The following is a 13,699-nucleotide window of genomic DNA, read 5'->3' on the forward strand; positions in this document are numbered from 1 at the left end:
GTGCCTTTCGTCGAATTCAAGCCCAAAGCATATCACAGCAACACCAAGCGTCCAGCCTCGGAGGTTGGTCGCAACGCTCCCTCGGCGTCGAAAAAACACTCCCTCGGCGAATGCCTGTCATGTGATGCCGGGCGGGTCAATGACCGCTGATGCGTATCGCTTTTCCGGCCCGCAAATCAGCGACGGTAATCACGCGATACTGCTGCGCGCCGTCGGGGAAAGTCACCACCAATACTGCCACAACGCGCTCGGGGGGGCCGGCTTTGGCGCCCGCTCCCCGGTACATGCGCGGCGTCTGCAAAACGACGACTTGCCTCTTGCCGTCTCGCTCAACCCGCAGCGCGCCGGTTAACTCTTTGGCCTTGCAGGGCGCGCGGCGGCGAAAACCTTCGGCAACAATGCGCCCGCCGTCCAATTCGAGCGCCTCCACGTAAGGAAAGTACGCGGCGGCAAAATCCGGTGCCGTCAGGGTATCGACTTGCCGGTGGTAATCGGCGGCCTGGGCGGCGGTCTCGTCGGCTCGCCACAGCAGGGAAAGGTCGACCCGGTCGCGCTTGTCCAACCGCAAGTGCAACACCGGCGTGAGTCGGGCTCCGAAGCGGCGGGCGAACTCAGCCGCGCCGTCGCCGGGCAGACCCGTGAGCACGCGGTCGATCACTGCGAAATCGGACGTCGCCGGTTTTCCCAGGGGCGGCAGTTTGGCTTTTTTGCGGCGGGTTTGGTAATCGACGGCCAATGGTTCCGGGTACCGTTCCTCGGCGATTTTCCATTCCCAGGCGTTGCCGAATTTTTCCGACTCGGGTTCCACCTTCTTATCCGAACCGGGCATCGTGACGCGCAGGGTGAAAGACCGTTCGGTGGCAAAGCTTTCAGTTATCACTTGTTCTTTTTTGGGGGGCGGTTCGTAGAATTTGCCCAAACGCACGACCTTGCCTTCGTCGACGGCAGGCGCTTCCACCGCAAACTTGTGCCGGAAGCAGCCGCGTTTGTACTTAGCCTCAAGTCCAAGCAATTCGAAATAAGCCGAAAGATGCTCGGCCTCGGCAAAAAGAAAACGTCGCGTAATCGTCGTGCTGTCCGGACCCTGCCGAATCGTGGCGTCGACCAATTGAGTCTCGCCGATCAGCACGGCGTCCTGCTCGGCCTGTTGCTCGATCATCTTGCGCATGTCCACGGCGGAAATGGACATCGATTTCAGCCGCATATTCACAGCCATCGTCGGAATCGTCACCACGTGAGTGAGCAGCGCCTCGCCGGTGGGGTACACCTGAACGTCGACCTTCACCTCGTAACAACCGGTCAGCAACGCGACGAGCACGATCAACAACAACACGGGAATCATTTGTTTGCGTTTCATCATCGTCTCCTACTCCCCTCCCGCAACGCGCACAACCAAACGGTTCGTTTCCACGACCTTAAATGCCGGCAACATAAGCTCGACTTGGCGGTCGCTTTTCTTGTAACCCGTCGTCCCGATCACCATCGTGGGTGTGTTCACAACGATTTCGCCCAAGACGCGCATTCTCGTCCCCTCGGGTACGACTTCCAACAAAGCGGGTATGTCGATCGTGTACACAATGTCTCCGGCATCCTCCCGCCTCTGTATGAGGCCGCCGAGTTCGCTAAGCGGTAGGGGCTTTTTGCGCGTGCGTACGATACTGCACTGCTTGCCGTTTTCGCTCTCGACCATGTCCACGCGAAAGTCGTAATTAGCGTTTAGTTCCGGCACCATACTGTGCAGAAGCGCTTCCCGCGCCACGAAAACCGGTGCGATCGGCGCCGCATATAACCGCGTGGTCGTGATTCCCACCATCTGGTCTTCGTCAATCGTCAACGCGAGGCGAAACCCCGAGAGGCCTACGGCCAGCGTTGCCGCTTCCTGCACGGCCAAACGTTCGCGGTAGGCGGCGACGATCTCCTGGAGTTCGCCGAATTCTTTTGACGGCTCGACCTGCACGCTTTGTTTGGCCGCCGCTAGGGCATCCTCATCCAGGGGGGCGCCGCGGAACGAAATCTCGAATTCCAGGTCCTTGAGAATCTGCGCGATCCCGCCGGAAAACGTGACGCTGTCGCGAGCCGCCAGGGCGGATTGCATTTCCGGCTCCGGCGGTTGCGGCACCTCGACCACGTCGCCCGGACCGGTTAGAAGAATGTTGAACGTGCCCATCATGCTTTCCATGCCCTCGATGCGCTTCAAGTCAGCCTCGCTCATCCCCGCATCGGCGCCGGTTCCCGGCAGCCCGGTGCCGGTAGGCTTTACCTTCAGCGTCCACATAGTCTGACCTCGGTGCGCGCCCTTTTTTATCGGCTTGGCGTCAAACTTGAGGCTGGGTTTTTTTGTTGCCAGGGCGAATTTATTCCAGGTGGCAATCGAATCGAACCAAATCAGGGTCTCGATACGCATGGCTTCCTTGCCGTCCCAATTCGCCTTCATATCCAGCAAGCGAATGCCTTCGAATTCCGCGACGGACTTCTCGAGTTCGTCGTACGCGAGCGCGAGCATGTCATCGTAGGAATTGATGTTTTCCTGGCCCATCGCCAGATCGAGTAATTTACTTTCGACCTCAATATAATCGAAGTACGTGCCCGACCCGTCTTGAAACACCTTAATCCGAGTGTCAACGTCAATGCATCCGACCGCCAGCATCAGCAAGAATAACGCGGCCACCAAGCGCCAAATCCGCATGGAAAAAGCTCCTTCCGTCATCGGAAAACGAGGGAATCCAAATTGTTGGAAACCTGCTACCTGAGAAAGGATAACAAGAAATTGCAGGCCGTACAGGGGGATGTTAGACTTTTCCTGACTGTCGGAGCCCGGCAAGAAAGGTGGAGGCGAATGCGTGTCCTGGCAACGGTCGCGATGATCTTGATCGTAACGGCTTTTCCTGTCGTGGCGGCCGAGGGCGGTCCGGACGACTTTGGTTACGTATGGACGGACGCCGCGCCCTACCAATGGATCGACGCGGGCGCCGGTGAGTTGGTGACCTTCCCCAGTGAGGATTCGCTCGTCGGACCCTTTCCTATCGGCTTCGCGTTCGACTTCTACGGCGAGAAATTCGAGCAGTTCTACATCAGCAGCAACGGGCGCTTGGTGTTTGTGAACCAGCAGGAGACCTTCAAAATCCCGTGCATTCCCAGCGAAAGCCCGTATCTGGCTTACATTGCCGCGTACTGGGATGACTTCGATCCCACCGTGGAAGGCGAAGCCTACTTTTTGGTATTGGGTGAAGAACCCCAGCGTTTTCTGATCGTCGAATTTCGCGCCTTCCGCCACTGGAACACCGAGGATGACACCGTCACCGCACAGGTCATCCTTTCCGAAGAAACCAGCTACATCCTCTTGCAGTACCAAGATCCGTCCACCGAAGCCGGCGCGGGAGCGACCATCGGCCTGATGAGCCCGGTGGAGGAATTGGGCCTGTCCATCTCCTGCCGGCAAGCCGGACTGGTGCCCGCTTCTTCGTATTTGATCCGTCACCCTGCCTTTCTCGACCTGCGCGCGACCGATAGCTTCGTCGCCGCTGCGCCGGGCGATTCGTCCAGTTTCGAACTCAGCGTGCGTAACGCCACCGACGGACCGGCGACGATCACCTTCGACCTCGCCGGCAGCATGTGGCCGATCTCCATCACGCCGCCCGCCGTTGATCTGGATCCCGGCGACACCGGCCTGATTACGGTGCAGGTCGACGTGCCGGGTGACGTCGATTTGTGGGATGTCGACGCCGTCACTTTCGCGGCCGTCGCGACCGATGATCCTCTTACCGAAACCGCGCTGACCCTCACGACCTACGCCGGACCCGATTGGCAATTGCTCGAAGGCGTGCTGCCCGTCGCGTTTCAAGACCACGCTGTGGTGTCCGACGGCGAATGGATCTACGTGCTCTCCAACTACCTCGCGCCGGGTGTGTCGGGTGACTTCGTGCGCTTCAACCTCGCCGGTGACTTCGAAGTCCTCACGCCGCTGGAGCCCGCGGTGCATGTTAGCGACGGCGTCTACTTGTGGAACAAGCTCGTTTTCCTGGGCGGCATCGACGAATACGGCGACGTCACCGACGCGATGAACGTGTGGGATATCGCCGCGGGCGAATGGATCGAACAATACCGCTTGCCCGCGCCCACCACCTGGGCCGCGACCGTCGTGCTCGACCAGGAGCTTTACGTCCTGGGCGGTTTTGACGGCCAGAAAACAAAAGACACCGTGTGGGTCTTCAACCCGGTGAACGCCACGTGGCGGCGGGCGGCGTCGCTGCTCGAGCCGCGTCAACGGCCGCTGGCGGGTGTGGTGCAGGGCAAGATCATCGTGGCCGGCGGCTCCAACAGTCTGCCGCTGCGCACCGCCGAGATGTACGATCCGCAAAGCAATACGTGGACGGAGATTTCACCGCCGCCGCGCGATTTGGTCGGCAGCGCCGACTGCACGTGCAACGACCGTTTCTACGCCATCGGCGGCCAGCAAGCCGATCGAGCCTCCAACGTCGTCGTGGAATACGACCCGGCAACCGACGCTTGGACGTCCATCAGCCGTCTGCAAGCCGGTCGCTATTACCTCGAAGCCGACCTGCTCGACGGGCGCATCGTCGTGGCCGGCGGCATGGAAGCGCTGTTCATACCGACCGACAGCGCCGAGACGCTTGACCTGGATTGCGCCGATGAAATCGTGCCCGGCGACCGCGACTTCGGCACCGGGGATGACGACGACGACTCGACGCCGGACGATCTTGGCGGCGATGACGATGATGACGATGAAGAAGGATGCTGCGGCTGCTGAAACGTTCGGTCAGTCGCGCGCTTGGGCCGTGACGACGACGGCATTGGCCGGAAACGCCGCGTAACGCACCGACGCCGCCTGCAAACCCCAACGCCGCAGATCGAGCTTGAACGCGGGGTTCATCACTTTTTCAGCATACTCGAGGACGAATTTCGGCGGTCGCACGCCGTCCAGACTGGCTTCCCGCAGGCGAAAGTAGACGTGGTCGCCCCGAAGTTCCAACGAGCCGCGCGCCTCGAGTTGCGGCTGCCACCCCGGCAGCTTGACCTGCGCGCGAAGCAGCACGCCGTCGGACTCAACGATGAACTTCAGGTTGTCGAGGTTCTTGTTTTTCCGCGCCGCGTACTCCGCCAAGTGCTCGGCCGTCAGCATGAATTCGGCGTGGGCGCGCTTCGATTGATGGATCACCAAACGGTGCGCCACAGTCAACGCCGACCAATCGATGCGCGGCGCATCGTAATAAAATCCGGCCTTGGCCACGCGCATGCCGCCGACCGGAAAATGCCCGACCTGCCACGCCAGAATCCCCGGCGTCGCGTTGGGATCGCACACCTGCCACGCAAATGCGACGGGCTTGCTGTCGCTCAGCGCTTGTTCGAACAACCGGCGTAGCACATTGCACGTCAGCGGCTCGCGCACCATGGCGGCACCGTCGAGATAGGCGATTTCACCGGCCGTGACACCGCCCGCGTCGACCACTTTGACCCGATAGAGATCACTGCGTTGCAGCGGTAGGTCCACAACTTCGAGGTGAAACACCGGCGCGAGGTCCCGGTTCAGGAAGGCCAACCACTCGTTCCTATGCTTGTGACTGAGAAACAAAAAGAGTTCGCGGTCCAACTTACTCAAAGCATACGGCTTGAGCTTTTCCGGTTGTTGCACGAGTTGTTTGTGCTTCAAGCGCGTGCCGTAGGTTGCGTAATCGAACTCCGGCCCGAACTTGCGGTTGAATACGATCGCGTCCGGCGCGGCGTTGTCTTCCAACCAACGCACAACGCGCGGCACGTCGTCTTCCGGCACCGGCTGCTGCAACGGCGAGAGACCGGTCCCGAAGGCGATCGTCATCGGTACCAGAAACGACAGCGCCAGCACCGGCGCCAGCAGCACGCCCGACCACGCCCAACCCCGGTCGACATAACGCAACAGCAGCGCCAGCGCCCAACCGCCGAGCAGAAACACCCACGGCGTCACCGGCACCAGAAAGCGCCAGTAGGTCGTCAGCCATTTCATCGTGTGCGCCGCGTAGAAAAAGAGGACGAAAGCGGCCAACACCGCCACGACGGCCCGCGCTGGGTCGTCAACCGCCCGCCACTTTTTCGCCGCCCGCGTCGCCAGGAACACCAAGCCGGCGCCCCACCCGGCCAACGCCGCCAGAAGCAGCGGCCAAAATACGAAAAATCGCCGCGAGCCACTCAGCCAGTGGCGCAACTTATCCCACGCGCCGAGCGAAACGTGCTCGCCCTCGTGGTACTTCTCGAGTTGCAGTTCGTTTACCAACCACGCGAAGGGTATGCGCTCGAACGTCGACCAGACCGCCAGCACCGCCAACACCGGCAACGTGCCCTTGAAGAAGGTCCACGTCACATACCAGGCGAGCTTCAGCGGCGGGCGCTTTTCGTCGGCGTGCAGGTGTTCGGCCAGCATCGCAAAAGCCATGACGATCGGAAAGGACAGCGCCGCCAACTGCCGCGTACTGAAGGAAATCGCGTACGCGAATCCCGCCCAGCCCAAACGTCGTGACCACGCCAAATCGACGGCCAGCAGGATGAAAAACAACGCCACGGCGTCGGTGCGTCCGGTGGGAAAATGCTCGACCAGATAGGGCGACGCCGCCATCAGCGCGACACTCAACAAGCCGGCGACTTCGCCGAACCACCGCCGCCCCAGGCGATAGAGGAGCAGCAGGCAGCCGATCGTCGCCAGCAGGCCCGGTAAGCGCCCGGCAAAAGCGGTCGGGCCGAGCATCGCCCGCGCCGCCGCTTGCGCGTAGTACACCACCGGCGGCTTCATCACACGCCAGCCTGTCAGAAACGTATCGCCGCCGAGAATTTCGAGCGACGCCCGCCCGAACACGGCTTCGTCGACGATCGGCGCATGCAGCGACGCCGCGTACATATACACAGCGGCCGCGTAGAGCACGATGAGCGCCAGGCAGACCTGCACGACACGTTTCTGCAAGGGGCTGAGTTCGCGATGCGGATTCATGTGGCGGGTTATACCGGAGCGTTGCCGCCACGGCAAGTTGACCGCAGCCTTTTTAGCGCAATGCCGGATCGACAAGCTCCGTCCCGTCGACCGGATGCCCCCCTCCGTGGATGTTATTTGATGATTGGTTTCCGCTTGGCTTCGTGATATGAAATGTACGTAATATGTTTTAAGAGAAGAATCATGGAACGATATCGTATTTATGGATGTGGTGCGCTTGCCTTGTTTTTCTGCCTGACGCTCCTGGGTAGTTGCAGCTATGACGAATCCGAAGCCGAAATCAATGAAACCCACTATGCTTTGTCCGATGATCGCGGCGGCGAAATGCCGTCGGCATCGGTTGCCTATCGCGGTTGGATGGTCGGCTTCAAAACCTTGGAAAGCGAACTCGCGGCGCTGATCTATTTCGATGACAACGGCGTCATTGTGGAAGAAGAAGTGCCTGCGCTGCAGGGGCCTGCCGGTCTTCTGACGGTTCATGCTCTGGACTCCGAGCACGCCTGGGCCGGCGGATGGGAAGGCCCGTTTGCCGAGCCGCAGGCCATCCTGCTCGCGCGGGACGAATGCGGCTGGCAGGTCGCGTTATCCAGTTCGCTTTGCGTGGGCATTTCCGCTTTCGATTTCCTGGACGACGAAAACGGCTGGGCGGTTTGCCGCTACCCGGGCCAGGCGATCGGATTTCGCTACCAAAGCGGCATCTGGACGCCGGTCAACAATCCGGGGCGCGATGCTTCGCTCGACATGGTGTATTACGATGTTGGATTGCGCTCGGCGAACCACGCCTTTTTCGCCGGCATTTCATACGCCGCCAGCGGCTTGGCGGTGCTTCGTGAGGTTCGACAGGGTTTCTGGTCGCGCCCGTGGACCGGCGGATATTTCGACTCGCTGGCCTCCGTCGATTTCGACGACGCGGGGCGTGGATACGCCGCCCGCTGCACGTGGCGCGCCGGCTATTCGCCCGTCGAGATGATTACCTACGACGAGGGTGACTGGCGGCACGTTTGGTTCCCGCGGTTTGAGGGTTGCTTGCAGGACTTGACCGTGGCGCCGGACGGAACCTGGTACGCTTCGGGCACCGGCAACGCGATTTTCCGAAAAACCGGCAACGAGTGGGAAAGGATGGCATCGCCCTCCCCGCCGTTGGCTTCCGAACTTTACGGCATCGATTTCCCCGCCGCCGGTCTCGGCTTTGCCGTCGGCCACGAAGGCTCACCGGTCGCCCCCAGCGGTTTGGCTATTGCCCTGCGCACCGAAGGTCAAACGTGGCAAAGGATCACGCTGCCCAATGGGGCCGAATACGGCCGCAGCCTACGCGATGTCAGCTATGTCGGAAGCGAGGATTAGGCCATAAAAAAAGGTCGCCCACGTGGGCGACCTTTCTACCAGAGTCTTTTCCCGGACTAGAGCTTGAAGACCAAAATCAGACTGATCAGCAAGCTGTAAATGACCAAGGACTCGATCAATGCGAGGCCGAGGATCATCGGGGTGAAGACCTTGTTGTAGGCGCCGGGATTCCGGGCGATACCTTCGATCGCGGCGGCGGCGGCACGGCCCTGTGCAAGGGCGCCACCAAACGCGGCAATCGCGATACCCAGACCACAGCTTAGGGCGATCATGCTTTTCACACCGGTGTCCAGCTTCTCTCCGTCCTGCGCCAACGCCACACCCGCGAACAGTACGATGGAGAAAGCTACGATGCCCATAAGAATGACGGTCTTTTTCATCGGACCTACCTCCCTTTCGGGAATGGAAACGCGGCCGGTCCATTCCAGCCGCGAAAAATAACTAATGTTCCTTCGCTGTCGCCAAGCCGATGTACACCATGGTCAGCAGTGAGAAGACCAGGGTCTGCACGATGGCCACCAGCGTACCCAGGGCCAAAAACGGCAGCGGGTAAATCAACGGTACGGCGAGCAGCCCCATGAATACGGCGAAGACCTTATGGTCGCCGAACATGTTGCCGAACAGACGTAAGCTCAGGCTCATGGGCCGCGCGAGGTGGCTGATCAATTCGATCGGCACCATGATCGGGGCCATCACGTATTTGATCACGCCTTCCATGGGTCCCAGGAAGTGGGCGAGGTATTTGCCGATGCCCTGGGCGCGGATGCCGTAGTAGTGATAGAGGCAAAAGACGATCAGCGCCAAGGCGAGTGTCGTATTCAGGTTGTCCGAGGCGGTGTAGAAGCCGGGGATCAAGCCCAGCAGATTGCTTAGCAAGATCACGAAGGCCAGCGAGCCCACCAGGGGCAGGTATTTCTCTTCATCGTGCCCGATGATGTCTTTCATCATGCCCAGCACTATTTTGATGATCGTCTCGACGAAGTTGGTAAGCGTCACGCCGGAATCGGGATCGTAGTTTCCGGTCTTCAGCATTTTCTTGTAGCGGCCGCCGACTCTCAACGAAATGAACAGAATCAGCATGAGCACGAAGAACATGACCAGGACGTGCAACAAGGCGTGCGCCGTAAAGCCATGCGGGTCGATATCCGCCTTGGGGACGCCCAGCATGCCGCCAATCGCCACCGCGACCGGGTACATCCATTCCATCGGAATGTAATTGAAGAGAGTCCAGTGCACATCGGCCTTTTTGGCTTCGTGACCGCCGGAGACGGCGGCGTCCGCGTGTTCGGACGAAGGTGCGGCGGCGGGCGCTAAGTCGGACGTCGTCGCGGTTGCCGCGGTGCACAAAGTAAGAAGAATGACGAGGGTGAAAATAACTGCCCGGAAATGCCGCATACCAGTTTGCTCCTGAAATCTACAACCGATCAAAGACACCTTTTTTGGACCCCGTTTTATAATCCTTTTCGTCGGGATTGTCCACATCGTCCCAACCAATGTATTTTTCTTCCGTTTTCTGCCAGTCCTCGTCGATCAGGTCGGTGAATCCCTGGTAAATCGCGACCACCGTGGCGGTGACGACCGCCACGATAATCACCCCCAGGCTGACGAAAAAGGCGATGATGTTGAAGTAGGCCGACCAGTACACGATCGTGAAAAAACAAAACCCGACCAACATGACGAACTTAAACCACACCAGCGCGAAATACTGTATCTTAAGCCGCTTCGGATCCTCGACGATCTTGCGTCCGACCCATTTCAAAATGTTGAAATTTACCATCGACAAGCCGCCGCCGAACAACGTACCGGTCACGACCGTGATATCGAAACCCGACAACCACACCGCAATCGACACGATGATAAACGCAACGTAGATCAGCACCCCGACCTTGGAGACGAAATCGAGCGTGTTGCGTTCATTGATGATCGGAACTTTCAGGCTCGTCCTCCTCGCCGATGCGTTTGCCGGCCTTATAAGCAACAAATATAGCTTTAGCCGCTGCCCCGAGCCCGAAAACAATCCAGATGATTTTCATCCACGGATCGGTGCCGAGCCACTTGTCCAAATAGTAACCCACCACATAGCCGATGGCGACCGCAGCCCCCATTTCCAAGCCCACCGAACCAATCGACGCGGCGTGTTTTAGGTCTTTAAGTGATCCGGCCATGTGACTTGCTCCATCAATCCGCCTGACTATAGCATAGAACATCCGCGGGCCAACGGTGGCTTGCGGTTTTGGCGGCCGTTGCCGAAAGGATTGCGTTGGCGGCAAAAACGAAAATCTCCATCACGCTGTGTTGCCTGCTCGTGGCCGCGGCCGCGATCGACGCACAGCGTGAGCCGAGCCGCCAAGCGGGCGTTGTCGTCATGCTCGGCATCATCGACAGTTGGCAGGCCCTCACCCGGCACGCCCGGCCGGGCGGCTGTCGGTACACGCCTACGTGCTCGGTCTACGGCGAGCTCGTCGTGCATCGCTACGGCGCTTACCGTGGCTCCTGGCTCGCCGCGAAACGAATCTGGCGTTGCAGCCCCTGGGGCGGCGAAGGGGAGGATTGGCCCGAATGAAACGACAAGTCGCCATCGCGTTGTTGCTGCTGCTCATCTTCGCGTCGGCCTGCGACGACCTCAACACGAGGGACGACCCCGTCGCGCGGACCAACCCCGAAGTCACCGAGGTGCCCACGCCCAAGCATCTGCCCAGCCGCCTGCAGCTTTTCGTCGAACGGGAACAAGTGCCCGTGTGCCGCCGACCCTATGGCCTGGCGGCAGCCACGGACGAGAAAACGATTTTTGTGGCCTGTGCCGGCAGCGGGCAGGTGACCGCATTGGACACCGAGTTTTTCGACCGCCGGTGGACGACAGTGCCGCTTTACGAACGCATCTATAAAATCGTCGTCGATCCCCAGCGACCGCGGCTGTTTGCCGTGGGCATGAACGGCAGTCGCGTGCATGTCATCGAAACCGAATCCGGCGCACGCCTGAAATCGCTGGCCATGGGCGGAGCGATCGCCGACTTGGCCCTGGTGCCCGGCTACGACCGCCTGGTGGTCACGGTGACTCAGCCGCCGCAGGCCGTGCTGATCGACCTGAAAGACTTGCACGAGGTCGGCCGTATTCGTTTCCCCACGCCGCCCGGTTCCCTGGCAATACGCGCCGACGGTTCACTCGCCTGCGCCGGCAGCGGTGTGTGGCAGCGTCTGGTTCGCCAAACGAAGGTCGTGAAAGAGCCGGTGTATCTTTTCGATCCGCGCGGCCCCGCCGGGCCGGTGATGGATATCGGCCTGGGCGGTTCGCAAGCCCGGCGACCGATCTTCCTGGAAGACGGGCAGACGTTGCTCGTGCCTGAACGAAGCTCGGATACCGTGGCTGCTTACGATGTGCAAAACCGCCGTTTGATCCGCACGATTCAAGTTGGCGGCGCGCCCGAAATGCTGACCACGACGCCCAACGGCCGGTGGGCGTTCTCGCTGGACGCCGGCGGCGCGTCGATCACCCGTATCGACCTGCGGCGCAAGCAGGCAGCCGGACAGGTTGTGTTACCGGGCGATCCGCAAGACATGATCCTTTCGCCCGACGGCACGCAATTGATGGCCGCGTTGAGTCGCCGCGACGGGCGCGCGGGCGAAATTGCCATCGTGGATGTGGAGAGCGTTGCGGTGCTCGATCGCATTCGCGTGGGCCTTGATCCTTGCGACTTGACGACGACGCATTCAGGCCGCAAACTAATAGTAAGCAATTTCCGCTCCGATACGGTAAGTATCCTGGAATGATGCATACAGCGGAAATTTGCTCTGTGTCTTACCGAATGAATGGTCGTTAGCTATCGTCGCTCGGCAAAAAAAACTACTTGACCGCCGAGGACAGCGGACCGACACCAAAAACAGGCAGTAACAATTGCTCGCGTGAGAGAAGTAGTCACGCTATTTTTCCAGGAGTTCGCTTGAATAATCGTCCCGACTATGGCGACCGCCAACGGCAGGGCGGCAAGAAGCGCCGACCCGGCAATCGTCGAAAACGCTCCAACGGCCAGCGACGTCGCGGACGCGGCGGTGCGTCCAAGGGTGGTAATGGTTCGGACCGGCGGCGGATTGCCGTCGGCTCCACGGAACTCAACGCCTTTGAGTTGTTTTGCGCTTTGTATCTCGGCATCACGCCCGACGACCGCTTTCGCATGCAACGGCCCGCCGAGGTCGCTGAGCGCTTTGGCATCAATGCCTACCAGCTTGACGAAAAGATGGCGGAATACGGCTTGGATCGCGAAACCATTTCGCGAAGCGGTTTCGACATGCAAATGGCCAAGTACGACATCCGCGTCGCCCCCGAAGGCATCAGTCGCCGGGAATTGGCCAAGCCGTGGTTCGATGAGTTGCGAGAACGCGTTCTGGAAATCCGGCCCGAACTGCGCGAATCCGCCGAAAAAAACGAAGTGGATGAAAAGGTCGAAGAGAACCCCGAGCCGTCAAGCGCTCCGGCGGAGTTGAAAACCTCGCTCTTCGACGACTAACCGCAGCTTCGCATCATCGGCTTTTATGATCCCAATGCCATGGACCGGGATGCTCGCGAAGCATGCGTTCCAACGCGGCGGCCACCCTCTGCGGCGCCGTTTCCAACTCAGCAAGCCGCGCCACCTCGCGAGCCGCGCGGCCCAACGGTCGATCCGCTCCCACGATAGCGACCCGGCCCAACGGCTTAGCCATCGGTCGACGAGTCGCTGCGCATGGTAGGGCTCTTCCGGCTTCGGCGCAGGGTGCTTCTCCGGCGCTTCACCCGCCGGGCGGGTCTTCCAGCGTCGGTGCATCCACACCCATTGCTCCGGATACCGGCGGATATGGTCGCACAGGCGGTCGTTGAGTATCTGGGTGTAGGCTTGGATGTCCGCTTTTCTGTCGCCGGTTTGCGGCCGCGGCAACGTCGGCGTGACCTCCACTGTGTACGCGTGCCGTCCACTTCTCGGTGGCTTAACAGAAGCATGGCGTCGATACCGGCTTGGTAGCACAGATACGCCGGTCCGGACGGCGTCCACGCCGGGTGCCCGAACCAATCGGCGAATACACCGCGCACTTTGGTGTCCTGATCGACCAACAGGCCGAGGAATTCGTTGCGCGAGAAGATCTCGATGATTTCCTTGATCAGTTCGCCGCCGCCGCGGGTGAGTGGGATGTAGTTGTATTTGCGCCGGTGTTCGTTAAGCAGCCGGTCGATCCGGAGGTCGTACAGCGAGCGCACGACTTCGTACCCCGGATAACCGAGGTGCGCGAAGGTCGCCGCCATCAATTCCCAATTGCTGAGATGGCCGGTGATAAAAATGCCGCCGGGCCATGGCGAACACAGCGCGCGCGGTAAGGTAGATGGCGTCGTTCTTCAGGCGCTGTAACGCCTTCCGA

Annotated in this window: 14 protein-coding genes; 6 read left to right on the forward strand and 8 right to left on the reverse strand. The window is 60.3% G+C overall.

Annotated elements, in window-relative coordinates; genetic code table 11:
* Positions 1 to 136: 136 nt before the first annotated feature.
* Together P9L99_17525 and P9L99_17530 are read right to left on the reverse strand one after the other, a co-directional pair.
* Positions 137 to 1,357, reverse strand: a complete 1,221-nt coding sequence (locus tag P9L99_17525; protein MDP8225166.1) for a hypothetical protein — start codon at positions 1,355 to 1,357, stop codon at positions 137 to 139.
* 9 nt (positions 1,358 to 1,366) lie between these two features.
* Positions 1,367 to 2,686, reverse strand: coding sequence for a hypothetical protein (locus P9L99_17530; protein MDP8225167.1), 1,320 nt, complete (start codon positions 2,684 to 2,686; stop codon positions 1,367 to 1,369).
* Positions 2,687 to 2,836: 150 nt separating this feature from the next.
* Here P9L99_17530 and P9L99_17535 point away from each other — a divergent pair, with 150 nt between their 5' ends.
* Positions 2,837 to 4,768: a kelch repeat-containing protein gene (locus tag P9L99_17535; GenBank protein MDP8225168.1), complete on the forward strand. Its 1,932-nt coding sequence runs from the start codon at positions 2,837 to 2,839 to the stop codon at positions 4,766 to 4,768.
* 9 nt (positions 4,769 to 4,777) lie between these two features.
* Here the strand turns inward: P9L99_17535 and P9L99_17540 are convergent, their stop codons facing one another.
* Complete coding sequence (locus P9L99_17540; protein ID MDP8225169.1) at positions 4,778 to 6,973, reverse strand: glycosyltransferase family 39 protein; 2,196 nt, start codon at positions 6,971 to 6,973, stop codon at positions 4,778 to 4,780.
* Between the two features lie 183 nt (positions 6,974 to 7,156).
* Between P9L99_17540 and P9L99_17545 the strand changes: the two genes are divergently transcribed.
* Positions 7,157 to 8,317, forward strand: a complete 1,161-nt coding sequence (locus tag P9L99_17545; GenBank protein MDP8225170.1) for a hypothetical protein — start codon at positions 7,157 to 7,159, stop codon at positions 8,315 to 8,317.
* 56 nt (positions 8,318 to 8,373) lie between these two features.
* Here P9L99_17545 and P9L99_17550 read toward each other — a convergent pair whose 3' ends face one another.
* The 4 genes from P9L99_17550 to P9L99_17565 form a co-directional block, all read right to left on the reverse strand.
* Positions 8,374 to 8,697: an ATP synthase F0 subunit C gene (locus P9L99_17550; GenBank protein MDP8225171.1), complete on the reverse strand. Its 324-nt coding sequence runs from the start codon at positions 8,695 to 8,697 to the stop codon at positions 8,374 to 8,376.
* A gap of 61 nt (positions 8,698 to 8,758) precedes the next feature.
* On the reverse strand, positions 8,759 to 9,712 hold the full coding sequence (atpB, locus tag P9L99_17555; GenBank protein MDP8225172.1) for a F0F1 ATP synthase subunit A: 954 nt from the start codon (positions 9,710 to 9,712) through the stop codon (positions 8,759 to 8,761).
* 19 nt (positions 9,713 to 9,731) lie between these two features.
* Positions 9,732 to 10,196, reverse strand: coding sequence for a hypothetical protein (locus tag P9L99_17560; protein ID MDP8225173.1), 465 nt, complete (start codon positions 10,194 to 10,196; stop codon positions 9,732 to 9,734).
* A gap of 34 nt (positions 10,197 to 10,230) precedes the next feature.
* A complete protein-coding gene (locus tag P9L99_17565) occupies positions 10,231 to 10,482 on the reverse strand; it encodes an AtpZ/AtpI family protein (GenBank protein ID MDP8225174.1) in 252 nt (83 codons plus the stop codon).
* A gap of 68 nt (positions 10,483 to 10,550) precedes the next feature.
* Between P9L99_17565 and yidD the strand changes: the two genes are divergently transcribed.
* The 3 genes from yidD to P9L99_17580 all read left to right on the forward strand — a co-directional run bounded on the left by yidD (position 10,551) and on the right by P9L99_17580 (position 12,819).
* The gene (gene yidD, locus P9L99_17570; GenBank protein MDP8225175.1) at positions 10,551 to 10,880 is read left to right on the forward strand and encodes a membrane protein insertion efficiency factor YidD; all 330 of its coding nucleotides are present in this window, start codon (positions 10,551 to 10,553) and stop codon (positions 10,878 to 10,880) included.
* The gene (locus P9L99_17575; protein ID MDP8225176.1) at positions 10,877 to 12,085 is read left to right on the forward strand and encodes a hypothetical protein; all 1,209 of its coding nucleotides are present in this window, start codon (positions 10,877 to 10,879) and stop codon (positions 12,083 to 12,085) included. The genes yidD and P9L99_17575 overlap by 4 nt, the downstream gene beginning before the upstream one ends.
* Before the next feature lie 170 nt (positions 12,086 to 12,255).
* Complete coding sequence (locus P9L99_17580; protein ID MDP8225177.1) at positions 12,256 to 12,819, forward strand: hypothetical protein; 564 nt, start codon at positions 12,256 to 12,258, stop codon at positions 12,817 to 12,819.
* On the opposite strand, the gene P9L99_17585 is transcribed toward P9L99_17580, so the two are convergent.
* Entirely contained in the window at positions 12,775 to 13,338 is a 564-nt protein-coding gene (locus P9L99_17585; GenBank protein MDP8225178.1) for a hypothetical protein, read from the reverse strand. The genes P9L99_17580 and P9L99_17585 overlap by 45 nt on opposite strands.
* A 5-nt stretch (positions 13,339 to 13,343) precedes the next feature.
* Here P9L99_17585 and P9L99_17590 point away from each other — a divergent pair, with 5 nt between their 5' ends.
* Positions 13,344 to 13,658, forward strand: a complete 315-nt coding sequence (locus P9L99_17590) for a hypothetical protein (GenBank protein MDP8225179.1) — start codon at positions 13,344 to 13,346, stop codon at positions 13,656 to 13,658.
* Positions 13,659 to 13,699 lie beyond the last annotated feature (41 nt).

Source organism: Candidatus Lernaella stagnicola (assembly GCA_030765525.1).
In the GTDB taxonomy this organism is placed as follows: domain Bacteria; phylum Lernaellota; class Lernaellaia; order Lernaellales; family Lernaellaceae; genus Lernaella; species Lernaella stagnicola.